21 protein-coding genes, 1 tRNA gene and 7 pseudogenes are annotated in these 21,485 nt (G+C 69.4%); 11 read left to right on the forward strand and 18 right to left on the reverse strand.

What is annotated here, in order from left to right:
* The first annotated feature begins 310 nt into the window (after positions 1–310).
* Positions 311–649: a hypothetical protein gene (locus tag AQJ64_RS42890; RefSeq protein WP_420876540.1), complete on the forward strand. Its 339-nt coding sequence runs from the start codon at positions 311–313 to the stop codon at positions 647–649.
* Positions 650–767: 118 nt separating this feature from the next.
* Here AQJ64_RS42890 and AQJ64_RS49450 read toward each other — a convergent pair.
* From AQJ64_RS49450 to AQJ64_RS50360, 3 genes and pseudogenes are all read right to left on the reverse strand, one after another.
* A tRNA-OTHER gene (locus AQJ64_RS49450) sits at positions 768–848 on the reverse strand.
* A gap of 298 nt (positions 849–1,146) precedes the next feature.
* Complete coding sequence (locus tag AQJ64_RS47385; RefSeq protein WP_079062296.1) at positions 1,147–1,518, reverse strand: peptidase inhibitor family I36 protein; 372 nt, start codon at positions 1,516–1,518, stop codon at positions 1,147–1,149.
* A 76-nt stretch (positions 1,519–1,594) separates the two neighbouring features.
* A pseudogene (locus AQJ64_RS50360) lies at positions 1,595–1,729 on the reverse strand (IS5/IS1182 family transposase); the annotation flags it as partial.
* Between the two features lie 99 nt (positions 1,730–1,828).
* Here AQJ64_RS50360 and AQJ64_RS42895 point away from each other — a divergent pair.
* Positions 1,829–2,122: a tectonin domain-containing protein gene (locus AQJ64_RS42895; protein ID WP_276206670.1), complete on the forward strand. Its 294-nt coding sequence runs from the start codon at positions 1,829–1,831 to the stop codon at positions 2,120–2,122.
* A gap of 561 nt (positions 2,123–2,683) precedes the next feature.
* Here AQJ64_RS42895 and AQJ64_RS42900 read toward each other — a convergent pair.
* The 4 genes and pseudogenes from AQJ64_RS42900 to AQJ64_RS52540 form a co-directional block, all read right to left on the reverse strand.
* The gene (locus tag AQJ64_RS42900; protein WP_079062297.1) at positions 2,684–3,850 is read right to left on the reverse strand and encodes a tyrosine-type recombinase/integrase; all 1,167 of its coding nucleotides are present in this window, start codon (positions 3,848–3,850) and stop codon (positions 2,684–2,686) included.
* Positions 3,850–4,065, reverse strand: a complete 216-nt coding sequence (locus AQJ64_RS42905; protein ID WP_055635019.1) for an excisionase family DNA-binding protein — start codon at positions 4,063–4,065, stop codon at positions 3,850–3,852. Before AQJ64_RS42905 ends, AQJ64_RS42900 begins: the two co-directional genes overlap by 1 nt.
* Positions 4,062–4,706, reverse strand: a pseudogene (locus tag AQJ64_RS42910) (replication initiator); the annotation flags it as partial. The gene AQJ64_RS42905 and the pseudogene AQJ64_RS42910, both read right to left, overlap by 4 nt.
* Positions 4,600–5,022 (reverse strand): annotated as a pseudogene (locus AQJ64_RS52540) (hypothetical protein); the annotation flags it as partial. The pseudogenes AQJ64_RS52540 and AQJ64_RS42910, both read right to left, overlap by 107 nt.
* A 2-nt stretch (positions 5,023–5,024) precedes the next feature.
* On the opposite strand from AQJ64_RS52540, the pseudogene AQJ64_RS51575 reads away from it, so the two are divergent.
* Positions 5,025–5,270, forward strand: a pseudogene (locus AQJ64_RS51575) (DUF1152 domain-containing protein); the annotation flags it as partial.
* Positions 5,271–5,551: 281 nt separating this feature from the next.
* Here AQJ64_RS51575 and AQJ64_RS50365 read toward each other — a convergent pair.
* Both AQJ64_RS50365 and AQJ64_RS42930 read right to left on the reverse strand, forming a co-directional pair.
* Entirely contained in the window at positions 5,552–6,307 is a 756-nt protein-coding gene (locus AQJ64_RS50365) for a hypothetical protein (RefSeq protein ID WP_157880974.1), read from the reverse strand.
* A 204-nt stretch (positions 6,308–6,511) separates the two neighbouring features.
* On the reverse strand, positions 6,512–6,865 hold the full coding sequence (locus AQJ64_RS42930) for a hypothetical protein (RefSeq protein WP_157880975.1): 354 nt from the start codon (positions 6,863–6,865) through the stop codon (positions 6,512–6,514).
* 277 nt (positions 6,866–7,142) lie between these two features.
* On the opposite strand from AQJ64_RS42930, the gene AQJ64_RS49460 reads away from it, so the two are divergent.
* A complete protein-coding gene (locus AQJ64_RS49460) occupies positions 7,143–7,487 on the forward strand; it encodes a hypothetical protein (RefSeq protein WP_157880976.1) in 345 nt (114 codons plus the stop codon).
* Positions 7,488–8,496: 1,009 nt separating this feature from the next.
* Here AQJ64_RS49460 and AQJ64_RS42935 read toward each other — a convergent pair.
* Positions 8,497–9,375 carry an alpha/beta fold hydrolase gene (locus tag AQJ64_RS42935; protein ID WP_055635025.1) on the reverse strand — a complete coding sequence of 293 codons (879 nt, stop codon included), beginning with the start codon at positions 9,373–9,375 and terminating at the stop codon, positions 8,497–8,499.
* Between the two features lie 658 nt (positions 9,376–10,033).
* Here AQJ64_RS42935 and AQJ64_RS42945 point away from each other — a divergent pair.
* From AQJ64_RS42945 to AQJ64_RS52545, 5 genes and pseudogenes are all read left to right on the forward strand, one after another.
* Positions 10,034–11,533, forward strand: a complete 1,500-nt coding sequence (locus tag AQJ64_RS42945; protein WP_055635027.1) for an MFS transporter — start codon at positions 10,034–10,036, stop codon at positions 11,531–11,533.
* A 305-nt stretch (positions 11,534–11,838) separates the two neighbouring features.
* Complete coding sequence (locus AQJ64_RS42950; protein WP_055635028.1) at positions 11,839–12,408, forward strand: TetR/AcrR family transcriptional regulator; 570 nt, start codon at positions 11,839–11,841, stop codon at positions 12,406–12,408.
* A 309-nt stretch (positions 12,409–12,717) separates the two neighbouring features.
* Positions 12,718–13,842 (forward strand): 4Fe-4S binding protein, encoded by a 1,125-nt coding sequence (locus AQJ64_RS42955; RefSeq protein WP_055635029.1) that lies wholly within the window; start codon positions 12,718–12,720, stop codon positions 13,840–13,842.
* A 186-nt stretch (positions 13,843–14,028) separates the two neighbouring features.
* Positions 14,029–14,598 carry a TetR/AcrR family transcriptional regulator gene (locus AQJ64_RS42960; protein ID WP_055635030.1) on the forward strand — a complete coding sequence of 190 codons (570 nt, stop codon included), beginning with the start codon at positions 14,029–14,031 and terminating at the stop codon, positions 14,596–14,598.
* 202 nt (positions 14,599–14,800) lie between these two features.
* Positions 14,801–15,231, forward strand: a pseudogene (locus AQJ64_RS52545) (SDR family NAD(P)-dependent oxidoreductase); the annotation flags it as partial.
* A 149-nt stretch (positions 15,232–15,380) separates the two neighbouring features.
* Here the strand turns inward: AQJ64_RS52545 and AQJ64_RS42970 are convergent.
* Together AQJ64_RS42970 and AQJ64_RS42975 are read right to left on the reverse strand one after the other, a co-directional pair.
* Positions 15,381–15,710 (reverse strand): DUF1330 domain-containing protein, encoded by a 330-nt coding sequence (locus AQJ64_RS42970; protein ID WP_240512692.1) that lies wholly within the window; start codon positions 15,708–15,710, stop codon positions 15,381–15,383.
* 38 nt (positions 15,711–15,748) lie between these two features.
* On the reverse strand, positions 15,749–16,450 hold the full coding sequence (locus tag AQJ64_RS42975; protein ID WP_055635033.1) for an SDR family oxidoreductase: 702 nt from the start codon (positions 16,448–16,450) through the stop codon (positions 15,749–15,751).
* A 114-nt stretch (positions 16,451–16,564) separates the two neighbouring features.
* On the opposite strand from AQJ64_RS42975, the pseudogene AQJ64_RS51580 reads away from it, so the two are divergent.
* Together AQJ64_RS51580 and AQJ64_RS49960 are read left to right on the forward strand one after the other, a co-directional pair.
* Positions 16,565–16,678, forward strand: a pseudogene (locus AQJ64_RS51580) (IS5/IS1182 family transposase); the annotation flags it as partial.
* Positions 16,679–17,019: 341 nt separating this feature from the next.
* Entirely contained in the window at positions 17,020–17,169 is a 150-nt protein-coding gene (locus AQJ64_RS49960) for a hypothetical protein (protein WP_162252513.1), read from the forward strand.
* On the opposite strand, the pseudogene AQJ64_RS52550 reads toward AQJ64_RS49960, so the two are convergent.
* The 6 genes and pseudogenes from AQJ64_RS52550 to AQJ64_RS43000 all read right to left on the reverse strand — a co-directional run.
* Positions 17,103–17,244: pseudogene (locus tag AQJ64_RS52550) on the reverse strand (transcriptional regulator); the annotation flags it as partial. The gene AQJ64_RS49960 and the pseudogene AQJ64_RS52550 overlap by 67 nt on opposite strands.
* A 40-nt stretch (positions 17,245–17,284) precedes the next feature.
* Positions 17,285–18,028: a DsbA family oxidoreductase gene (locus tag AQJ64_RS42980; protein ID WP_063788758.1), complete on the reverse strand. Its 744-nt coding sequence runs from the start codon at positions 18,026–18,028 to the stop codon at positions 17,285–17,287.
* A gap of 31 nt (positions 18,029–18,059) precedes the next feature.
* A complete protein-coding gene (locus AQJ64_RS42985) occupies positions 18,060–18,854 on the reverse strand; it encodes a cupin domain-containing protein (RefSeq protein ID WP_055635034.1) in 795 nt (264 codons plus the stop codon).
* Positions 18,790–19,737 (reverse strand): DMT family transporter, encoded by a 948-nt coding sequence (locus tag AQJ64_RS42990; RefSeq protein WP_063788759.1) that lies wholly within the window; start codon positions 19,735–19,737, stop codon positions 18,790–18,792. The genes AQJ64_RS42985 and AQJ64_RS42990 overlap by 65 nt, the downstream gene beginning before the upstream one ends.
* Positions 19,734–20,471: an HAD family hydrolase gene (locus AQJ64_RS42995; protein ID WP_055635035.1), complete on the reverse strand. Its 738-nt coding sequence runs from the start codon at positions 20,469–20,471 to the stop codon at positions 19,734–19,736. The genes AQJ64_RS42990 and AQJ64_RS42995 overlap by 4 nt, the downstream gene beginning before the upstream one ends.
* Positions 20,468–21,457 (reverse strand): pseudouridine-5'-phosphate glycosidase, encoded by a 990-nt coding sequence (locus tag AQJ64_RS43000; RefSeq protein ID WP_079062298.1) that lies wholly within the window; start codon positions 21,455–21,457, stop codon positions 20,468–20,470. Before AQJ64_RS43000 ends, AQJ64_RS42995 begins: the two co-directional genes overlap by 4 nt.
* Between the last annotated feature and the right edge of the window lie 28 nt (positions 21,458–21,485).

Here is a 21,485-nt window from a genome sequence, read left to right on the forward strand (position 1 = left end):
CCACAAGCCTCCGGCGGGGGATCGGCCGACGCCGGGATGGAGGGGGCGCCGTGCCTGGGTGCGGGTTCGTAGGGGCGTGCGTGGGGAGCTCCCATCCCGTTTGCCGTCGACCCAGGCAGAGCCGAGCAGACGCGGCCCCTGGCGTCCAGGTCGTTCGTACAGTGGCGCGCTCCACCTGGACGCCAGGAACCACGCCCGCTCCACGGTGTGTGGGTCGACGGCAAACGGGATGGGAGCTGGGCAGAGTGGTGGGCTTAGGTGATGGGGAAGGGGCCGAGATCTAAGCTCTGGCCAGGGGCTAAGGGGGAGGATGGTCGTGGACCAGCAATGGCCGGAGGGATCGAACGCCGATCCTGATGCGGCAAGAGAGCGCTATAAGGCAGACATGCGGGCATCACGCGGTGCGGTGCGGAATCTGTTTCGTGTGGAAATGCCGGTTGCCCACATGGGCTTGGCGATCACGATCATCGCAAGCGTCCTCGTGGGAGTGGCCTGGTCGCCGAGGACAGGCGTGATCATCGCTGGCGCCTTTGCCGCGCTGTTCGTCGTCGCCCTGGCTGTAGCACTCCTGGCCGGGAGCCGAGGGCGGGACGCCGTATGCGCCGCATACAAGTTCACCTTTGGCTGGGCAGATTGGATCACGCCATAGCGCCGTGCCCCAACCGTGCCCGATAGACCGGGTAATCACGGGGAACAGCGGTGTCCTACAGGCAACGCCCACGACGACGGCCCCCGACCGTATTTCCTGGTCAGGGGCCGTTCACGTGCGGAGACGGTGGGATTTGAACCCACGGTGACATCGCTGCCACGACGGTTTTCAAGAGCGTTCCGGGCGCACCGCGTACCCCCATCTGCGGGCTGATTTAGGCCCCGCCGTGTGCTCGCTGGCCCACCCACGACCCATTGTGACTGGGCGACCTCACAGCAAACCGCTTTGGCCAGCGCCCAGGGTCCCTTGCGTGATCGGGGCCGGTCCGAGACCGTGCCTGCACTGCTTACACACCCTGCCCGAACCGGGACATCCGCCCCGGCTCCGGGTCAGCCCGGAGTTCCGGAGGGATCGCAATCATGCAACGGCCCCTGGGGCCTTACCGACCACAGCTACGACCACCACGGCTCGTTGGGCGCATTCGCCATTCTCCGGCGTCAGGCAGCGTCACCCGTGCACACCCAATAGGCATCTTCGACCTCTGTGCCACTGCTGTTGCTACTGAACCCACCAGAGCGAATCGTGACGGATGACGAGCTGTAGTAGTACCACAGAGTGGCCTTGACCGGCAGATTATTTACATACGATCTCACATTCCCATCCAGCCCGGCGTAGTTGCGGAGGTCGAAGCAAGCAGCGGTGCTTGCCGCGGTAAAAGCGAGCCCAGTGAAGTTCGTTCCCGTATAGAGACAGAGCTTCGCCTCTGGGCATCCACCAACGGCCTGCGCTGGCACAGCGGTTGCGGCCAGGGCACCCGTGGCCAGGGCGAGTGCCGAGATCGTTGTCCCGACCTTCATCTTGAATTCCATGGTGCAGACCTCTCTGTACGGCGCGTTCGGTCAACACCCCCGCGCAACCTGATCATTATATGAGTAAGACTGCGTCCTACGTGGTGAGTTTGAGGAGCCGCTTGTAGCAGCAGAGGGCAGCGGCGAGGCCGAAAAAGGCCAGGCAGTTGCGGGGGCTGCGTTCGCATCGGCGGTTGAGCCGACGGTAGCCGGTCAGCCAGGACGTGGTCCGTATGGCCGTCTGCCCCCTATGCGCACAGGGGGCGAGTTGGGGAAAACATTTCTTTCCAGTCATTTACGCAGCTAGTCATGACATGGGTCTGTTTGGGTGATGCCTCCGCTTGCCAAATACCCGGAGACAACGTCCGAAGCGAAGGGCCAAAAGAACATGGCTGAATGGAAACGGATCTCCGGCGGTCTCACGACCATCTCGGTCGGGTCCCGCACCCATGTGTGGGGCGTCAACTCCTCCGGGCAGATGTACCGCTACACCGGATACAACGCCGACCCCTGGACTGGAATCCCGGGCAACGCCGTCGACATCGGTGTCGCCGCCGACGGCACCGTCTGGCACGTCGACGCCGATGACAGCATCTACCGGTACATCGGAGACCAGCCCAGCTGACCCTCGTCGGTGGCACGACAGGCTTGGGGTCCCTACACCGGAGTAGTGGGCGGGGACCCCTCGGCTTGGCTCCCAGGCACCGGGACGACGATCACTCCGAGTTGTCCTCACAGTCCGGCCGGCGCGGGCTCGCTCTGGTCGACGACACAACCCGACAGCGTGGCTGAGACCGGTGGGGGTACAGCGAGGCATACGCGCGCCTGCACAATCGGCTGACCCGCCATCGTGGCTGACTGTCGTCGGCTGAGGCTCAAACACTCCGGGCCCAGCTCCGCCAAGGAAGTTCGAGGCAAAGGGACCGTGCCATTCGCGTGCCAGAACCTGCGGGGAACCACGGGGAACAGCAGGGACTCGCCACGGGTGCGGCCAAGGCCCCAACACCATTCCGCCGCAGGTCAGTGCAACAACGGCCGCCAGAAGACCCGAGCTTCCCAAGCTGAGAGCGCGAGTTCGATTCTCGTCACCCGCTCCAATTCGAACCCCCAGGTCTTAGACCCGGGGGTTGTTTGTTGTCTAGACCAGTTGGCAGGGCGCGCACCACATCCGCACCATAAGGCGCGGTTACGTGCCCGTGGGCTCCTCGTTGTGGTGCGCGGGGTTGCCCTTGTGGTGCTTCTCCCGTTCGGCGCGGACAAGGTCATCCAGCCCGGAGGCGACCTCTCGCTGACGCTCCTCGTCGGAGTGCTGATAGATCAGCGCGGCTCTCTCGGAGGACTGGCCGGCGCGGACCATCGTGTCCTTGGGGGTGGCGCCCGAACGAGTCGAGAGCGTGTGTCCCATGTGACGAAGGTCGTAGAAGCGGAAGCCGTCCGGGAGGCCGGCGGCGGTGCGGGCGCGCCGCCACTTACGGCCGAACGAAGTACGCCGGAAGGGAGCCCCCTTCTCTCCGACGAAGACCAGGCCGTCAGGCCCCTTCTCGGCAATCCAGGCGAGGTGCTGCCTCACCTCTTTGTGGAGGAAGGCGGGGAGGACGACGGCGCGAACACCGGCACCCGACTTGGTCTCGCCGGGAGCACGTTTGCCGTTGGTCCGCTCCGGTTCGGCGATGCGGACGCGGATCACCATGTTGTCGGGGTCGACGTCCCGGCGGCGCAGGCCGGCCGGCTCTTCGGGGCGCATCGGACCGTACGCGCCGAGATGGACCATGAGGCGCCAGCGGATACCGATCGCTTCGGCGAGGGCGTCCACCCGGGCGACGGTGGCGATACGACGTTCCGCGGCCGACTCCTTGCCCGCGCCCTTGATCCGACAGGGGTTGCGGCTGATCAGTTCGTCGTCGACGGCGGTTCCCAAGATGCTCTTCACGAGCCTGTACGCCTTGGCGACCATGGTCTTCGCCTGCGTGGCGCGGAGGCGTTCAGCACGCCATTCGCGGATGCGGGGAGCGGTGATCTCGTCCAGGTCGAGGGCACCGAAGGTCGGGAAGATGGAGAGACGGAACAGGTGCTCGTACAGGTCCACGGTACGAACGGCCAGCTCCCGTTCTTTGACCCACTTCTCGGCATAGAGGCGGAAGTTGACCGCGCCCGCGTCGGGAGCGCGCCAGTCGCCGCGGGTCAGATCCGCCTCTACCTGGGACAGCCAGATCTCCGCTTCCTTCTTGGTCGCGAAGGTCTCAGGCGCGTGGATGCGCTCACCGTCGGGTCCGATGTACGAAGCCGTCCAGCGCCCGGAACGGTACTGCCGCACCGCGCCGAAGCGGCGACGCCTTCCCTTCTTGTTGGCCATCAGGCAGCCCTCCGCAGCCCGGCACGGCGGAGTCGGATCGGCTCGACGGTGCGGGCCCCGATGTACTCGGCGACCGCGCTTTCGGGGATGCGGGCATGCCGGCCGACCTTCACGTAGCGAATGCGGCGCTCCTCGATGAGCCGCCGGGGGAAGCGGGCGGTCGTACCGAGCAGCTCGGCGACCTGGTCGACGGACAGATAGCGGTCGGTCGTCATGCGGTCGGTTCTCCTTCCGTTCCAGGGCCGGGTTCGAGGGTTGCGGCAAGCCAGGTCTCGGCGGCGCTGAGCCCCGTACCGGCGAACACCCAGTGGGCGACGACGAGCGTGGTTTCACCGTCCCGCCGGATGGGTGGAGTCGTCTGGGCGCGGCGCCAGCCGGCGCGGGCGGTGCGGAGGGCGCCGAGCGTGGTGGAGTAGTGGCGGGACTTGGTGGAGAAGTGGCCGCGGAAGCCGAGCATGTGAGCCCAGGCGCGCAGGCGGAGGGGTTCGAGGTCCTTGCGAGCGCCCGGGACCCAGGCACTTCGGATCAGGCGGCGGGCATGCTCGCTGATCCGGGCGTGAGCCCGCTCGGCGAGGAAGCGGATCGGTCGGTCCAGGGTGCCGGTCGTGGTCTCGGCGCCCTTGGTGGCGTACTTGGCGATGTACGCGGCCAACGCCCGTTCGGTCAGTTCCTGGCCGCCGTCGAAGTCGGCAGAGCGGATGGTGCGGACGTCGAGTTGTCGCCCGAAGGCAAAGGTGTGCGCACGGCCGTCAATGGCCGGGCCGTCGATGCGTGCGGCGGTCGCGGCAGCGCGGATCGCATCGGTCAGCAGCTCGGCCGTGGCCCAGGCCGGGGGCGGGGTGTCGCCGCCTTCCGGGCGTGTCGATGAGGGTTCCGGTCCGGGCGTGGTGTTCGTCGGCGACCTTGCGGGCGTGGGCGACGAGGGCGGGCGGGACGGAGGTGACGGGCGGTGGGGGCGGTTCGGAGGCCGCTTCCACGGCGGGCCGTTCAGGCACCGGCGCCGAGACCGCTTCGGGTTCTTCGGTCGAGCCGTGGGCGAGGAGCGTGCCGCCGAGGAAGGCGACTGCAGGCCATCCTGCGACGAGGATGCACAGCCAGGCCGGTACGGCCTCCAGGTCGAGGAGGCCGGCGGCGGCGACGGTGGCCCCGAGCGAGGCGGTCAGCGCGACGAGCCGAGAGCCCGACAGTCCACGAGGTCGACCTGGACGAGGCCCTGAGCCGCAACGAGCTGGCCCGCGCCATCATGTCGACCACCACCCTGGACGAGGTGGAGGCACTGAGCCGCGAGGTCTGCGGCTTCTCCGAAATCGACTACGAGCGGAACAAGGCCCTCTGGCTCAAGGAGCAACGGCCGACGAAGCTCGACGCCGAGTCGGTCCTTGCCCAACTCGACCAGTCACGGGTCCAAGTGCCCGCGCGAGCGCGGCTGGCCCCTGGAGCCCGACCCCTCTGCGCCTTCGCGCCGGGGTCGACCCCTGGGGCCGCAGCAAGCCGTGAGTGGCGTGCGTGGGGTGCTTCCATCCCGTCCACCATCGCCCCAGGCAGAGCCGAGCAGACGCGGCCCCTGGCGTCCAGGTCGTTCGTACAGTGGCGCGCTCCACCTGGACGCCAGGAACCACGCCCGCTCCACAGTGTGTGGGCCGACGGCAGACGGGATGGAAGCTGGAGAGGGTGGTGGTGGAGGCAGTCGGGAAACGAGCCCTAGTCGGGCTGCGCGGCGCCGATCCGCTGGAGTTCGCGCAGCATCCCGACCTGGCGTGCGCGGTCGGGGGCGGACTTGTCGGCGATGAGGATGGTGTCGCGGTGGTCCGAGCTCTGGAGAAACCCGATCTGCACGCCCAGCAGTGACTTCTCCAGGCCCGGCACGCTCCGCCAGTCGGCGCCGGCCGCCTGCTCTGCCGTCACCACCACCTGTGTCTCCGGATCTCGGCGCACCAGACGGGCCGGTACGGCACTGCGGAAGTCCAGGCCGCTGGTGAGCCCGGAGATGTCGAGGGCCCAGTCCCCCTCGGAGATGAGCTCCACCCAGTGTTCTCCGTTCGCTCGCCGGTACCGGAGCTGCAGGCCGGCATGCCACGGGCCGAGGTCCGGCAAGAGGGTGACATTACTGATACGCCCACGGAGCACCACCCGGTGGAAAGCGCATGCCAACACCCGCTGATGGGCATCATCGGGAGCGGCCAGGCCGTCGACGAGGACGTCCTCCAGGAGAGCCCCTTCGAAGAAGCAATCGCGCACTGCGCAACCGCGCAAGGTGATGTTGCGGAAGACGGGCCGCTCGGCGGGGTCCTCGACGGGCCGGACCCGGCCGCCGAAAAGCTCATAACCATCGAGTTCCCGGCCCTCGATCACCGTTCCCGGACCCGTGCGCAGGGCTCCGGTGCTTCCCGGTAGTTGCTTCATCTGTTCTCCCGCCTCCAGCAGCAGCCACGGGCATTTTGTCAACACCGCCTGCAACGGCTGACATCAGCGTCTGACACCAACAACCAGGAACAGCCGCTGCCATCGCCGAACCTCAGCAGCCGAAGAGCCGGGGCTCAGATCCGGTAGATCGGCGGCAGTGGTCCGCGATGATCGACCTGATAAGCACGAGGCCAGATCTCAAAATCTATGACGCGGCAGGCGTCGGCTTTCAGTCGATGGCCGACGCTCCACCCGAGCTCAGCGCCCACCGTCGCCACAGCCGACGGAGCCCAGGTACAGCTCCCCGTCGTCGCCGATCAGGTTCGCCGACAGCCCCGCAGCGAGGTCGGCCAGGCCGACCAGGTCCACACCCGGCGCATGGGCCCCGGACAAGGTCACCCGCCCCTCGAACCAGTGGAGCCCGACCGCAAGGCCGTCCGCACCGCCCCACGTGAACAACGGCTGCCGACCCACGCAGTCCAGATCGAGGTAGCCCTCTTCCTGGAGTACCACGCTGCCGTGTCCAAACTCGATCCACTCGTGCAACGTGATGGGGCATTCCTCGCTGTCCAGCCAGTGCGAGGCTCGCGTCATGTGCAGCTCGTATCCCATGCTCGGGATCATCCACCACAGGTCTGACACGTCTTCCGTCAGTCGGGCTCCGTCTCGTTCAGCGCCGTTCATGGCCGTTTAGGCGGGACCTGACGTCCGGCAGGATGCAGCCCCGGTCTGCCCATGAATGCAGGTGACCCCGCTTACGTAGGCCCAGAGCCCCACCACCACAGTTGGAAAGCGTGCACAGCTCTCTCGTGCCCGGGGCACCGCGTGTCACCATCGGGTGGAGCGCCTGCGATCAGCAGCGCGGCACATGCGGTGTGGCGGGGGAATCGTGGCAGCACTGACCTGGGGCATCGTGGGCATCGGCACCCTTTCCATCGTGGCCGCTGCGTACTGGCGCCTCGTGGAGCAAGAACGGGTACGCCGCGGAGCAGATGCCTTTCGCTTCCGCCGCTTCCGAGTGTGGCTTCCCCTCGTTATCGGTGTCGCAGCACTGGGCAAGCTTCCCCGAGCTTTAAGCGCCCCGTTCCCGATCGTGGCCCTGTCCGAAGTGTTGAGCCTCGCGCCGGCCGTCATCATCGTTGGGCTGGGACTGATGGCTGCCAGAAAGGCACGTCCGGGAGCCCGCACCACAACCGCACCAGATCCAGCGGGGAACAACGGGGAATCACGGTGAACGCGGCCCATTCCAACGGGGCCGCAGGCGCGCCGTCCGCCCAGGTCAGCGCCCGAACCAGCCCCGAATGCCGCAGCTTCCCAAGCTCATGGCCAACCGCTGCCGGTAGCCTGGGCCGGTGTCAAGGGATCAGGGGCCAGAGGGTGCTCTTCAGCTGAAGTGGGAACTGATGGGCCACGGTTGGGCCCGATGCCACCCAGCTGATGGCTCTCGGACAGCATCGATGATCGCCAGTTACTGCACTGACGCGTTGGCGGAGCCCCAAGAGCTTCGCTGGGTGCTCCGCAAAACGGATGACGCGATCAACGTGACCATCTACAAGTTCCCCGACGTCGCCGTCAGCCCCGACCTTCCGGACTCCGACGGCACGGTTCAGGTCCCTCGGTGACACCGCAGAGGCGATCGGTGCCCTCGCCCTCAGTCCTCACGGCCGCAGCCTCGCCACAGCGGCACGTCGGCGCGCTCCCATCGGCAGCCGGAGCGACGAGCGACAAAGCGACGCTGAACCGTATCGACCCCGCCGTAACACCGGTGGCTCGGCCGCCATCTCGCTTCTGACCCGCCCGGCTGCGAGAACACTTTCCTGGCGGGGACCAGACGGCGGTCCCCGCCTCGACCGGGGCGTCCCGACAGCGTCGCCGATCCGCGTCAGGGATCGATGTCGGCCAGCCACCGGCCAGCGGTCCCGGGGGGGCACACCGAGGAGCTTCCGGGCGGAGCGCTCGGCTGTGATCGAGTGGTCCGGCTGTGTACTGAGGGCTCGGTACCTGTCTGCGACGGCGGCAACGGCCTGCTCGCCCATCGCGGGAGCGAGCGGCGCGAAGAAGGCGTGGGGGTCGGTCGCCTCGCAGGTCACGGTCCGCCCGAGCCGGGTGCTGAACGCCTCGGCCGGGTCCTCTCCGCTGGTGGCCGGGTACTGTCCGACGGAGACCACACCGGTGACGTCCGCGACCCGGTCCCGGTCACGCACTACACCCGAACGCGGGTGGCCACGGCGCTCTCGGGGCGGTCAGGCCACCGCGTTCAGCAGGTCGGCCAGCACATCAGGCCGTTCCAGGGCGATGAAGTGGCCGGCCTTCGGCACCTGCGTGAACTCGGCGGCGGGCAGCAGCTTCCTGTTGGCCTCCCGGTCCGAGGGCCGGGACCAGTCCTTCTCCCCGTAGACGAGGTGGACGGGCGCCTTGACCTCGGGGTAGCGCGAGCGGGCCGCGATGAGGCTGGGCAGGGCCTGGTACACGGCCCGGGCGACGGTCGGGTAGCCGGGGCGGCTGCCCACCTGGAGGAGTTCGTCGATGTAGTCCTCGCGCAGTGCGCTCTTGTCGCCGAGGCCGCCTTGAAGGATCGTGCGGAGGGCGGGCTTGGGCTCGACCCCGGCGATCACGGGGCCCACGCCGGGCGCGAGGACACCGCTGACCACTACACGGGCGAGGAGACTTGAGCGGGCGATTCCGTCGCGGAAGTCGTACGTGTTGTCCGCGACGACGCGTCGTACCCGCTCCGGGAGATCGGCCGCGGTGGTCAGGGCGAGCACCGCGCCCATGGACTCCCCGACCAACGTCACGTCGTGGAGGTCGAGTTCGGTCAGGAGCCGCTCGACGCCCGCGCGCATCGCGGGCTCGTCGTACGACGCCCCGGGCACGATCTCGGAGTAGCCCATCCCCGGCAGGTCGAGGGCGTACACGGTGTACCGGTCCGCGATCAGCGGGATGAGGTGGCGGAAGTGCTCGGCCTGGGTGCGCACGGTGTGCAGCAGGACCAGGGGGGCGCCGGTGCCCGCCTTGAGGTAGCGCAGCGTTCCCTCGCGGCCGACGGATCCCGCGCGCGGGGCGATGGTGTGGCTGGTGGTCCCCGGAATGCGAATCGTGGGACGTGACTCTTGGCTGGGCATCTCGCCGACTCCTTGTGTGTGAGGGGATTACCAAAACGGTCATGACTCTCACCGGAGAATGAGAAACCGATCGGTTTCCACCAGAGTAAACCGATCGGTTTCCAGGCGCAAGCCCGGCAGGCCCCCGGCTTCACCGGGGCGTTCCGTACCCGTGGACGCCTGGGATGACGAGGTCTCCGACCGCCTGTCCCGCCTGGTCGATGTCGGCGTCGTCCAAGCCCAGTTGGTGCTTGAGGTCGAGTTCCCGACCGTGCCGCAGAGCCGCTCCGGGACGGTGTCGGGTGCGAGGTGGAGGCGGAGGGCTGGAGACAGGGGGACGCCTTCGAGGCCGGAGAGGGTGCCCGTCGGGCCCTCGACGCACATGGTGATGCGATCGCCTCGCAGCGCGGATGTCGAGCCGGGCGCTGCGTCGATGTGCCGGATCTGCGGGCCGACGGGCACGGCCACCTTCCCTTCATGGTCAAGAGGTCCGCAGGGCCGGTGGTCGCGGCGGCCGCGCTCGGCCTTGAAGGTGCGGGCACAAGTCGTCGACGCCGAACGACCAGGGGCCGGTATGCGACACGTTCACTTGCACTGAGGAAACCGATCTGTTTTCCTGAGCGGAAACCGATCGGTTTCCGGCCAGTGGTCGGCCCATGCCCAGCGACTGAGGAGAAATGTGAGTACCACCTTCGACCGCGGAGCGCCCGCTACCGGGACATCAGACTCGGGCCGCCGCGGCTCACATGCCGTGCGCTGGTGGGTGCTCGTCGTGCTGGGCGTGGCACAGCTCATGGTCACGCTCGATGCGACCGTCGTGAACATCGCACTGCCCGAAGCGCAACATGACCTCGGCTTCAGTGACGGCAGCCGGCAGTGGGTCATCACGGGGTACGCCTTGGCGTTCGGCAGCCTGCTGCTGCTCGGGGGCCGACTCGGTGACCTGTTCGGTCGACGTACGACCTTCGTGACCGGCCTGATCGGTTTCGCGGCCTCATCCGTCGTCGGCGGCGCGGCCGGCAGCTTCGACATACTTGTGGCGGCACGTGTGGCCCAGGGGTTGTTCGCCGCACTGCTCGCGCCCGCGGCGCTCTCGCTGCTCAGCGTGACCTTCACCGACCCGGCCGAAAGGCCGAAAGCCTTCGGCATCTTCAGTGCGTTGTCCGGTGCGGGTGCCGCGGTCGGACTCCTGCTCGGCGGCATGCTCACCGAATGGGCGTCGTGGCGCTGGGTGATGTACGTGAACGTCATCTTCGCGGGCGTCGCACTGGTCGGCGCGCTGCTGTTGCTGGCCAAGCCCGCGCTCACCGAGCGGCCCAAGATCGACATTCCTGGCACCGTCGTGGTGAGCGCCGCGCTGTTCGGCATCGTCTACGGGTTCGCGCACGTCGAATCCACCAGCTGGACCGACCCGGTCGCCCTCGGCTCCATGATCATCGGTGTGGTGCTGCTCGCGGTATTCGCCTGGCTGGAGCTCAGGGTCGCGCATCCGCTGCTGCCGCTGCGCGTCGTGCTGACCCGGACCCGCGGCGGTTCGTTCCTGGCCGTGTTCGTCCTGGGCATGGGGATGTTCTCGATCTTCCTGTTCCTGACCTACTACCTGGAGGCCGGCATCGGCTACTCGCCGATCGAGGCCGGTCTGTCCTTCCTGCCGATGGTCGGGGGCATCGTCGCCTCGTCGACCACGGTGCCTGCGCTGCTGTTGCCCAAGGTCGGCCCGAAGGTCGTGGTCAGCGCCGGCTTCCTGGTCTCCTCGTCCGGCATGGCCCTGCTGACCCGGCTCACGCTGAACAGCGCCTACGTCGCCGACATCATGCCGGGCATGATCCTGCTGGGCCTCGGTATCGGTGCGGTGATGACCACCTCGTTCCAGGGTGCGACCGCAGGCGTGCACCACGAGGACGCGGGCGTCGCCTCGGCACTGATCAACACCAGCCAGCAGGTGGGCGGCTCGATCAGCACGGCGCTGCTGACCACCGTTGCCTCATCGGCCGCGACCGACTACCTCTCCTCGCACAAGCCGGGCGCACTGACCATGGCCCAGGCCGGGGTCGAGAGCTACACGGCCACCCTGGCCTGGGGCGCCGGCATCTTCGTGGTCGGCGCGGTGCTCACGGCGTTCCTGATGCCGAATTCAGCTCTGGCGCCGTCGGAGGGCGAGCCTGTGATCGCCCACTGAGCCCGAATCCACCGTGGTGAGAAATGTCCTGCGCTGATTGGCGCCCTCCAGGCACACATCAGCGCAGGACAGGGCCATCTCCGAGACGGTTCCGTGCGTTCCGTCCTCAGCAAACCCGTCATCGCCGGTCGAGGGCACGCACGAGGGGGGCCGAGCTTCCGAGGTCGGTGACACACACCGACCGTTCTGGAGACCACGGCGGCGGCGCCGGACCGACTCGGCCGTGGGCGGCGCCGTAGCACACCCCGGCCAGCACTGTAAACCGATCGGTTTCCAATGGGTCGGAATCGAGTTAACCTCGCAATATGACCACCGAAGCAATGCCAAGCTCCCGAGAGCGACTGCTGGAGGCAGCGGCCACGCTCACCTACCGTGACGGCGTCAACATCGGCGTCGACACGCTGTGCAGGACGGCGGGGGTGTCCAAGCGCTCCCTGTACAAGCTGTTCGAGAGCAAAGGCGAACTGCTGGCGGCGAGCCTGGCGGAACGCGCCTCCGCCTATGTGACGGCGCTCCTTCCCGCGGCGGACGACAACCGTCCACCCCGCGAGCGGATCCTGCATGTCTTCGAACAGGCGGAGGCGCAGGCGGGCGCACCCGACTTCCGGGGCTGCCGGTACCTCGTCGCACAGATCGAGCTCAAGGACCCGAGCCACCCCGCGAGCCGGGTGGCCGATCGGGTCAAGGAGAAAGTGACAGGCTTCTTCCGCACCGAGGCCGAACAGGGCGGGGCGAGCGACCCGGACCTGCTGGCCCGTCAGCTGATCCTGGTCTTCGACGGCGCCAGCGCCCGTGCGGGAATCAAAGCCGACACGCCGGCCGGCCTCATCGCTCCCACCGTGGCCGTACTGCTCGATGCGGCGGACATGCGCTGACGCATCGCGTGACGAGCAGCTGCGGCGAGCGATGCACTCGGCAAGCCGCTGCCGCCCCCGGCGACCGAGCAACTCCCATGGGGACCAAGCAGGTTGGCGGCCGAGGGCCGGCACCCCGGCCTGACTCGGGGGCCGAGCCCCGATCGCCTGACGATCGATCGCCGACGCCCGCGAGGAACCTGATCGACAGTCCGAAGGAGAGGCTCGCCGCTTGGGCTTGCGCGCGAAAACCGATCGGTTTACGGTGGTGAAACTGATCGGTTTCTCGCCTGTCGCGCGAGCCTTGTACCCGCACCCCCAGGAGCACGGATGACTGCCGCGCGTGGCGCCGAGGGGCAACCCACCCGTCCCCCGCTTCCGGCGAAGCTGGCGGCCCACCCGTCGGTACGGGCCGTACTCGCCCGGCGCAGGACCGGTGACGTGGACCGCCCGCCCGCGGTGATCGACGCGGCCTGGCTGCGCGAGCTGTGCCTGGCGGCCGGGGCGGACGACGTCGCCGCGGTCAGCCTGGACCACCCGGACCTGGCCGGCGAGCGCGAGCACGCGCTGTCCGCGTTGCCCGGCACCCGCACCCTGATCGCGATGGCGGTCCGGATGAACCGCGACAACTGCCGCTCCCCCGCCCGCAGCGTGGCCAACCAGGAGTTCCACCAGACCGACGAACAGGCCAACCACGCCGCGCGCAGCGTCACCCGGTCCCTACAGGACGCCGGCTACCGCGCGCTCAATCCCTCCGTCGGCTTTCCCCAGGAGATGGACCGCTTCCCCAGCGAACGGATCTGGGTGGTGGCGCACAAGACGGTCGCCGTGGCCGCCGGGCTCGGCGTGATGGGCCTGCACCGCAATGTCATCCACCCGAAGTTCGGTAGCTTCGTGCTGCTGGTCACCGTCCTGGTGGACGCGGAGGTGAGCGAGTACGGGCAGGCGCTGAACTACAACCCCTGCATCGACTGCAAGTTGTGCGTCGCCGCCTGTCCGGTCGGCGCCATCGCCAAGGACGGGGCATTCGACGCGCTGGCCTGCACCACGCACAACTACCGGGAGTTCATGAGCGGGTTCACCGACTGGGCGCAGACGGTGGCCGACAGCGAGGACGCGGCCGACTACCGCTCCCGGGTCAGCGATTCCGAGAGCGCCTCCATGTGGCAGAGCCTGAGCTCTCCGCCCGGCTACAAGTCCGGCTACTGCCTCGCTGTCTGCCCCGCCGGCGAGGACGTCCTGGGCCCGTACCTGGACGACCGCAAGAACTTCATGGACACCGTCCTGCGACCGCTCCAGGACAAGAGGGAAACCCTGTACGTCCTGCCGGACTCCCTCGCACAGGAGTACGCCCGGCGCCGCTTCCCCCACAAACCCGTCAAGGAAGTCACCGGTGGCTGGCATCCCCCGGCGAGGCGTTCCGCGTCCACCGACCGGGAGACCCGTACGTCATGAGCGGCAGTCACCCCTTGTACGACCGCCAGGGCCTGCACCCCATCCCGGCGGAGACGATGCTGGAGAAGACCGCCGTACGGGCATGACGGCAGGTCACCCAAGACGGGCCGTTACTCGGAGCCCTCGCCGGAGACCTCCGGAAACCGATCGGTTTTCATTTCGTCCACTCCGGGTTAACCTCACGGCATGAGCACCGAAGTGAAACTGAGCCCCAGGGAGCGCCTGCTGGAGGCGGCGGCCACGCTCACCTACCGAGACGGCGTCAGCATCGGCGTCGAGGCGCTGTGCAAGGCGGCGGGGGTGTCGAAGCGCTCCATGTACCAGCTGTTCGAGAGCAAGGACGAACTCCTGGCAGCAAGCCTGAAGGAGCGCTCCTCCGCCTACGTGGCGACCCTCCTGCCTGCGGCGGACGACAACCGTTCACCCCGCGAGCGGATCCTGCACGTCTTCGCGCAGGTGGAAGCACAGTCCGGCGCCCCCGAGTTCCACGGCTGCCGGTACCTGGCCGTGCAGGTCGAACTCAAGGACCAGAGCCACCCGGCGAGCCGGATCGCCCACCAGGTCAAGGCGAACCTGACCGCCTTCTTCCGCGCCGAGGCCGAGCAGGGCGGGGCGGGCGATCCGGATCTGCTGGCCCGGCAGCTCAGCCTGGTCTTCGACGGCGCGAGCGCCCGCGCGGGGATTCAGGCCGACAACCTGACCGGGCTCGTCGCGCCCACCGTGACGACCCTGCTAGACGCGGCAGGTGTGCCCTGACGCATCGCCGCCCAGACCACTCCCTCACCTCCCGGCACCCAACCGATCAGGTCATCGCCCTGCACTTCGGAGGCCGCCACGGCGGCATGTCCCTGCATCTGCATCAGGAGCGATTCGGGGCGCGTCGAGATCAGCTGCGCAGAGGCGTCCGCCATCATCTGCCGGGCTTGCTCGCCCCCCTCCACCCCGCCGGCCGCCTCCTGGAAAGCCAAGCGTGGTGAACGTGGTCCTGCCGCACATGCGTGCCCAGCGACGCGGGCGCATCATCAACATCTCGTCCGTGCTCGGGTTCCCGCCCCAGCCCTACATGGCCGCCTCCACCGCCTCCAAGCACGCGTCGAACCCGCCTACACCAGGACCGGATTCGAGGCCAACAGCGCGAAGCCCGACACCCCCCTGCACGCTTACGCGCAGCAGCGGCAGACCGTCGACGGCGTGATGGCGGAGGCGGTCAGGAACGGCGACGCCCCCGGCGTCGTCGCCCAGGCGATCGTCGCGGCGGCGACCGACCCGAAGCCGAAGCCCCGCCACACCGCCGGTCCCCTGGCCGGACGCACACGCATACCGCGCCGCCTCGCTCCCGCCGCGGTCCTCGACCAGCGGATTCGCAGGATGAACCAGCTGGCCGGCTGACGCACAGGCGCTGCCCGGGCTTTCCGAACAGCCGCGCCACCACCGGCCGACGCGGAATTCTCCACCGGGCCGCCGGTCTGCCCACCATCGGCTCCGGCAGGCGAAAGGGCCCACCGACCCCGTCGGCGGGCCCTCACGAAAGATCGAGGCTAAGGCTTGAGCACCGCCAGTACATCCTCGAGCGAAACGTCGGTGGGGTCACTCATATCGGAACCATCGAACGTCTGCCAGACATAGGACGCCGTCCCGCTCTCCCGCAGCGGATGCAGGTCGGCCAATTCCGGATCGTCCCGGAACCTGTTGAACGCCTCTTCGGAATCCCATTCAACGAGGAACAGAACCTGCCGTGGCGCGAGGTCACCAGCCACGTTGTCCCGGAAGCGGCCAAACGCCGCCATTCGACCACCGTACCGCGGAGCCACTTCCGGCAAGCGGCGGAAATACGCAAGGTATTTCTCCAGGTCGACCACGTCAAACATATTCAGGGCGTAAAACATCTCCCCCGCCGGGACCCGGTCTACTTGGTGAGCTGGGGGTACAGCCCTGCCAGGTCGCCGGCCAGGCCCGCCTTGACCTGCCGGGAGATGTCGTCGGCGAGCACCTCGTACGCGCCGGTCTCGACGCCGTCGAGGGCGAGGGAGGCGACGTCACGGGGGTCGGACTTGGGCGCCTCGACGCCGGCCGCGAGGTCCGTGTCGACGTAGCCGACGTGCAGTCCGGTGACAGCGATGCCGCGCGGCTGAAGCTCCAGGCGCAGGGAGTTGGTCTGCGACCACAGGGCGGCCTTGGAGGCGCTGTAGGAGCCGCCGAGGGCCAGCCAGGACAGCACGGAGTGCACGTTCAGGACGTGGCCGCCACCATTGCGCTCGATGACCGGCACCAAGGCCCGGGCGACCAGCAGCGGGCCGTAGAAGTTCGCCTCGAACTCCCGGCGTATGTCGTCGATCGGGGAGTCGAGGAAGGACGCGCCGACCGAGGCACCGGCGTTGTTGATCAGCACGGTGACGTCCTGCGCCCGCGCGGCAGCGGCCGCCACGGAAGCCGGGTCGGTGACCTCCAGCGCCACCGGGACCGCGTCCGGGTGCGTCACGCTGCGCGGATCGCGGGCCGTGGCGTAGACCTTGCCGGCACCGCGCGCATACAGCTCTTCCACGAAGGCCTTGCCTATGCCGCGGCTGCCGCCGGTGACGAAGACGTTCGCGCCCTTCAAAACAGTCATGACTCTCCCTGGAGAACGTAAAACCGATCGGTTTCCAGAAGAGTAAACCGATCGGTTTCCCGACGCAAGCTCAAGCGCCGATCCGAACCCCGCCGCATCGGTGGGTCCGTTCGGGCGGCCGGGGCACGCGAGACGGCCGCGAGGGTGCCGGGAAAGGACGCACGCTCCGGCAGCACCGCCCCGACGAGGGCCTCGGACGCTCCCGGGGCGGCTTCACCAGCAAGCTCCGCCTCTCGGCCCGGGCACGGACGGCCCCATGCAAAAGCTGGGCCACTTCACGCGGCACCCACCCGTCGCCGAGCGCCGTGCCCATAGCGTGCCCACAAGACCGGTGAACCACGGTCAACTGCGGTGCGATCATGCGCTCCCGGGCGCCACACCGGAGCACGTAGGCCCGGTTCAGAGGCTATCCGCCTCCCCAAGCGCCGTGGCTTCCCGAGCTGAGAGCGCGAGTTCGATCCTCGTCACCCGCTCCATGAGAAACCCCCAGGTCAGAGACCTGGGGGTTGACTTGTCATCTAGACCATTCCGGGCTCCGTACCCTCTGTGTGCCCTGGACCAGGTGCCGGGTGCGCGGACGCATCCTCGGCTCGGTGAGCAGGACGGCGTACACGACCGCGGCCTTGCGCCTCGCCGGTGGCCAGGGCCCGCCGGGCCTCGGTGAGGCGCAGCCGCAGCTGGAGACCTGGGCGGGCGTGTACATCGGCTCCGCCAACTGACGCTGGGTCAGCCCTCGTTCGGCGCGCAGTCGCTACGCGCCGCCCGACGCCATCCGGTTCGTCCCGTTCACCCACACCTGGGCCGGACTATCGCAGCCCCTGGGTGAACGGCGAGTCAAGCATGCTCGACGGACGGATGTCGTCGTGAGCCGCGGTTCGCCGACGGGCGTTGACGCTCACACGCCCCCGTCGGCGGGGTCAGGGTGCGGACCAGGGAGGTCCAGAAGGCGGGGCTGTAGTCCGTGATCAGCGGTCGCCGAGTGCCCTTGGGCCAGCTGAAGGCGATGCCCGGGTTGTGCAGGCCGGTGCCGTCGGGCAGGAAGAAGTGCGGGCTGCCCGTCACCTCGGGGCTCTTCGCCTCCTCCCACTGGTCGAACAGGACACCGCGGAACGTTCCGCGGCGCAGTGCCGTGTCGAGGTGGCCGGTGTCGACCAGCGGGCAGTCGTCGGCGATCGCGAGTATCTCGGAGTGGACGCTGATACACCGCGACTCGGCGTAGAAGGCATGGCGCAGGGCCGCGTCGAGCTGGTCGGAGGCGGCCAGGCCCGCCTCGCGCGGGCCGGGCCGGCCCTTCACCGCCTGGACCGCCTCCATGGCCGGCAGCATGGTGACCGGGTATCCGGACTCCGGTCCCTGCCAGTCCGTCCAGCCGAGAGCGGGTTCGCACTCGGCCACGGCGGAGATCTCGGGGTCGAGGATCCACTTGGGCGTGGGGCGGGCGTTGAAGAGTTCCAGCGGGAACGCCCGGTGGTCGACGGCGAGCCGGACCCCTTCCGCGGCGGCTGCCCGCCGCAGGTTGAACAGTCCGAGCGAGGCCCAGGGGCAGCCGATGTCGGAGTACACGACGACGGTGATCACGAGTGGTCTCCTCTGCGGGCGGGTCCGTGGATCACCGGACGTCGGTCGGGACACCGGCGCGCTGGTAGAGCACGGGGTCGAACGGGGTGGGACCACCGCAGGTGGCGAACCGGGGCGCGGTGGGGTCCTCGTCCGGGTGGCGGGTTCCGTGCGGCACACCGGGCGGGGCGAACAGCACGTCGCCGGGTGCGGCGTCGTACCACTCGCCGTCCAGGTGGAGCTGGCCCTTGCCCTCGAAGGCGATGAAGGCCTCCTCGCTCTCGGGGTGGACGTGGACGTTGAAGTACTCACCGGGCTGCATGAAACCGCAGTGCAGACACAGTTGGGGCGAACCGGTGCCCGGCCAGAACAGGAAGTTCATGGTGGCGGTCCTGGCCGAGGTCTCGGCCTGCCCGGTGCCGGTGAAGCCCTTCAGCTGGGTCTCCTCGTTCCACAGGCGCGAGAACCGGCGGGGATCGGTGCCGGGAGCGCGTTCCGGGCGCAACTCGGTGTTCCACACGTACGCCGTGAGGTCGTCTCCCGCGTCGGCGCTCAGCTCGTACGGGTCGCCGGTCGGCGCGTACACCGTGTCGGCGCGGCCGACGGGCCGACGGGCGGTGCCGGAGGCGGCGGAGCCGGAACCCCCGAAGACGACCACCACGTTCTCCTCGCGCGGCGAGGACGAGGGCCGCCACACCGATCCGGCGGGAACCTCGACCACGTCGAGCCGGACGATCCGCGCGCCGAGGTGCGGGCCGACCGCCGTGGCGACCCGGCATCCGTCAAGCGGACGGAACTCCATCTCGCCCGCCTTGATGACACAGCCCCGGGCTGTCCTGGTGCTCATGCTTTGCCTTTCGCTGGAATCGTGCGGTGGAGGATGAGGGCAGCTGGGCGAGGACGATCCCGGCCAGCACGGCGGCCGCTCCGACCACTTGGAGCGGGGTCATGCGCTGTCCGAGCACGATCAAGCCCAGCAGGGCGGCGACGACCGGGCTGAACAGGCCCAGGAAGGACACCGCCACGGCCGGCAGCCGTTCCACGCCGCGGAACCACAGGGCGTAGGCGAGGACGGCGCCGACCAGGCAGAGGTAGCCGTACCCCGCGAGGTTCGTGGTCGTGATCCGGCCGGGCAGCCCCTCGAACTGCAGGGTGAGCGGCAGCAGGAACAGCCCGCCGATGCTGAGCTGCCAGCCGGTGAAGGCCAGCAGACCGACCCCCGCCGGGCGGCCCCAGCGTTTGGTGAGGACGATGCCCAGGCCCATGCAGCACGCCCCGCCCAGCGCGGCGGCGACCCCCAGCGGGTCGAGGGTCGCGGCGGACGCCGACACCAGCAGCCCCACTCCCGACGTGCCGAGCAGGCAGGCCACCAGGTGCCGGCCCTGGGCCCGCTCGCGCAGCAGCACGGCGGCGAGCCCCAGGACGACCAGCGGCTGGAGCGAGCCGATCAGCGCGGCGATGCCGCCGGGGAGCCGGTACGCCGCCACGAAGAGCAGGGCGAAGAACGCGCCGATGTTGCACACGCCCAGCACGGCGGACCGCCAGACCCAGATCCCCCGGGGCAGGCGGCGGGTCGCGAGGACCAGCAGCAGCCCGGACGGCAGCGCGCGGACCGTGGCGGCGAGCAACGGACGGTCCGCGGGGAGGAATTCGGTGGTGACCAGGTAGGTGCTCCCCCAGACCACCGGCGCGAGCGCGGCCGGCGCGGCGTCCCTGACGGAGGAGTTCACCGGCCACCGCCCGGCAGGAGAGCGGCGGGCGTCCGCCGTGTGCCGTCCCCGGGCAGGGGACACTCCGGCCCGGCCGCCAGCAGGTGCGCCACCACGTCGGGGAACGTGTCGCACACCGTGGTCCCCGGGACGGCCGCCAGCGCGTCGCGGCCACCGACGCCGTAGCCGACGGCCACCGGGCGCATGCCGGCCGCCACGGCCATCCGCATGTCGCCCACGGTGTCGCCGACGTACGCGCAGCCGTCCGGCGGGACGCCGAGGGCGCGCGCAGCGGCCAGGCCCGACTCGGGGTGCGGCTTGCCGCGGCTCACCATGTCGTGGCCGATGACCACGGGGAAGTACGCGTCGATGCGCAGGGCGTGCAGCAGCGCGCGGGCGCTGCGGGACACCTTGGCGGTGGCGACGGCCAGCGCGATGCCGGCGTCCCGCAGCCGGGCCAGGCCCTCGGGGACATCGGGGTGGAGCAGCCGCGTCCCCATGCCGAGCACCTCCGCGTCGAACAGCTCCCGGTACCTCGCCACCGCGCGGCCGGTCCGCGCGGCGTCCGGTGCCGTGCCGAGCAGCCGGCCGAACGCCTCCTCCAGCGGGATGCCCACGGTGGACGCGGCCTCCTCGGGTGCGACGGCGCGATCGTGTTCGGCGCAGACCCGGACGAGCAGCCGGCGGATGGCGGCCGGGGTGTCGGCGAGGGTGCCGTCGAGGTCGAACACGACGGCCCGCAGGGGCCCGTTCACCGGTTCACCACCACGGTCTCGCGGCGTGCCGCGCCCCGCGGCAGACCCGGCACCGTTCCGGGGCCACCGGCGCGGCGCGCCTCGGCGAGCGCGACGGCGAGTTCGCCGGCCCGTCGCGCGGTGCTGATCAGCACCGCGCGGTTGGCCTCGGCGGTACGGCCCCCGGTGGCCAGGGAGAGCGCCTTCATCAGGTAGGGGGTGATCCTCGGCCCGCTGACGCCCTCACGCTCGGCGTCCTGGAGCGCCTGCGTCAGCACCCTCTCGATCTCGTCGGGGTCGAGCGCGTGCTCCTCGTCGATCGGTGTGGTGACGAGGGCTCCGCCCGGCAGCCCGAGGCTCCAGTGCGCTTCCAGGGCGTGCGCGACGGCGGCCATGTCGTCCAGGCGCTGCGGGTTGCGCAGGCCGCTCGAACGGCAGTAGAAGGCCGGGAAGTCGTCGCAGCGGTAGCCGATGACGGGGACGCCCAGCGTCTCCAGGTACTCCAGGGTCAGCTTCAGGCACAGGATGCTCTTCGCCCCGGCGCAGACGACCGCGACCTTGCTGCGGGTGAACTGGACCAGGTCCGCGGAGATGTCGAAGGTCTGGGTGGCGTCGCGGTGCACCCCGCCGATTCCCGCGGTGGAGAAGACGGGGATTCCCGCGAGATCGGCGGCGACCAGGGCGGAGGCGACGGTGGTCGCGCCGTAACCGCCGCCGGCCATCACGGGGCCGATGTCCCGGCTGCTCACCTTCGCGACCCGGCGCTCCGTCGCGAAGCGCTCGATCTCGTCGCGGTCCATGCCGACCGAGAAGCGGCCGCCGGCGATCCCGATGGTGGCGGGAACGGCGCCCGCCTCCCGCACCGCCTTCTCGATGGCGAGGGCGGTCTCGACATTGCCCGGGTAGGGAAGGCCGTGCGCGATGACCGCGGACTCGAGAGCGACCACCGGCAGCCCCTCGTGCAGCGCCTCGCACACCTCGTTGCGTACATCGACCAGGGGGTGCACCTGGTCCTCCTCTCGTCGGGGTCGACGA

This window comes from Streptomyces griseoruber (assembly GCF_001514205.1).
Lineage (GTDB): Bacteria > Actinomycetota > Actinomycetes > Streptomycetales > Streptomycetaceae > Streptomyces > Streptomyces griseoruber.

What these genes read in the sequence shown, in the direction of transcription:
- AQJ64_RS42935 (WP_055635025.1), bottom strand. Translation starts at nt 9,375, where the DNA reads ATGCCCAGCCAAGAGTCACGTCCCACGATTCGCATTCCGGGGACCACC.
- AQJ64_RS42975 (WP_055635033.1), bottom strand. Translation starts at nt 16,450, where the DNA reads ATGACTGTTTTGAAGGGCGCGAACGTCTTCGTCACCGGCGGCAGCCGC.
- AQJ64_RS42960 (WP_055635030.1), top strand. Translation starts at nt 14,029, where the DNA reads ATGAGCACCGAAGTGAAACTGAGCCCCAGGGAGCGCCTGCTGGAGGCG.
- AQJ64_RS42985 (WP_055635034.1), bottom strand. Translation starts at nt 18,854, where the DNA reads ATGAGCACCAGGACAGCCCGGGGCTGTGTCATCAAGGCGGGCGAGATG.
- AQJ64_RS42930 (WP_157880975.1), bottom strand. Translation starts at nt 6,865, where the DNA reads ATGGGATACGAGCTGCACATGACGCGAGCCTCGCACTGGCTGGACAGC.
- AQJ64_RS42900 (WP_079062297.1), bottom strand. Translation starts at nt 3,850, where the DNA reads ATGGCCAACAAGAAGGGAAGGCGTCGCCGCTTCGGCGCGGTGCGGCAG.
- AQJ64_RS42890 (WP_420876540.1), top strand. Translation starts at nt 311, where the DNA reads ATGGTCGTGGACCAGCAATGGCCGGAGGGATCGAACGCCGATCCTGAT.
- AQJ64_RS47385 (WP_079062296.1), bottom strand. Translation starts at nt 1,518, where the DNA reads ATGGAATTCAAGATGAAGGTCGGGACAACGATCTCGGCACTCGCCCTG.
- AQJ64_RS42905 (WP_055635019.1), bottom strand. Translation starts at nt 4,065, where the DNA reads ATGACGACCGACCGCTATCTGTCCGTCGACCAGGTCGCCGAGCTGCTC.
- AQJ64_RS42970 (WP_240512692.1), bottom strand. Translation starts at nt 15,710, where the DNA reads ATGTTTGACGTGGTCGACCTGGAGAAATACCTTGCGTATTTCCGCCGC.
- AQJ64_RS42955 (WP_055635029.1), top strand. Translation starts at nt 12,718, where the DNA reads ATGACTGCCGCGCGTGGCGCCGAGGGGCAACCCACCCGTCCCCCGCTT.
- AQJ64_RS42895 (WP_276206670.1), top strand. Translation starts at nt 1,829, where the DNA reads ATGCCTCCGCTTGCCAAATACCCGGAGACAACGTCCGAAGCGAAGGGC.
- AQJ64_RS42950 (WP_055635028.1), top strand. Translation starts at nt 11,839, where the DNA reads ATGACCACCGAAGCAATGCCAAGCTCCCGAGAGCGACTGCTGGAGGCA.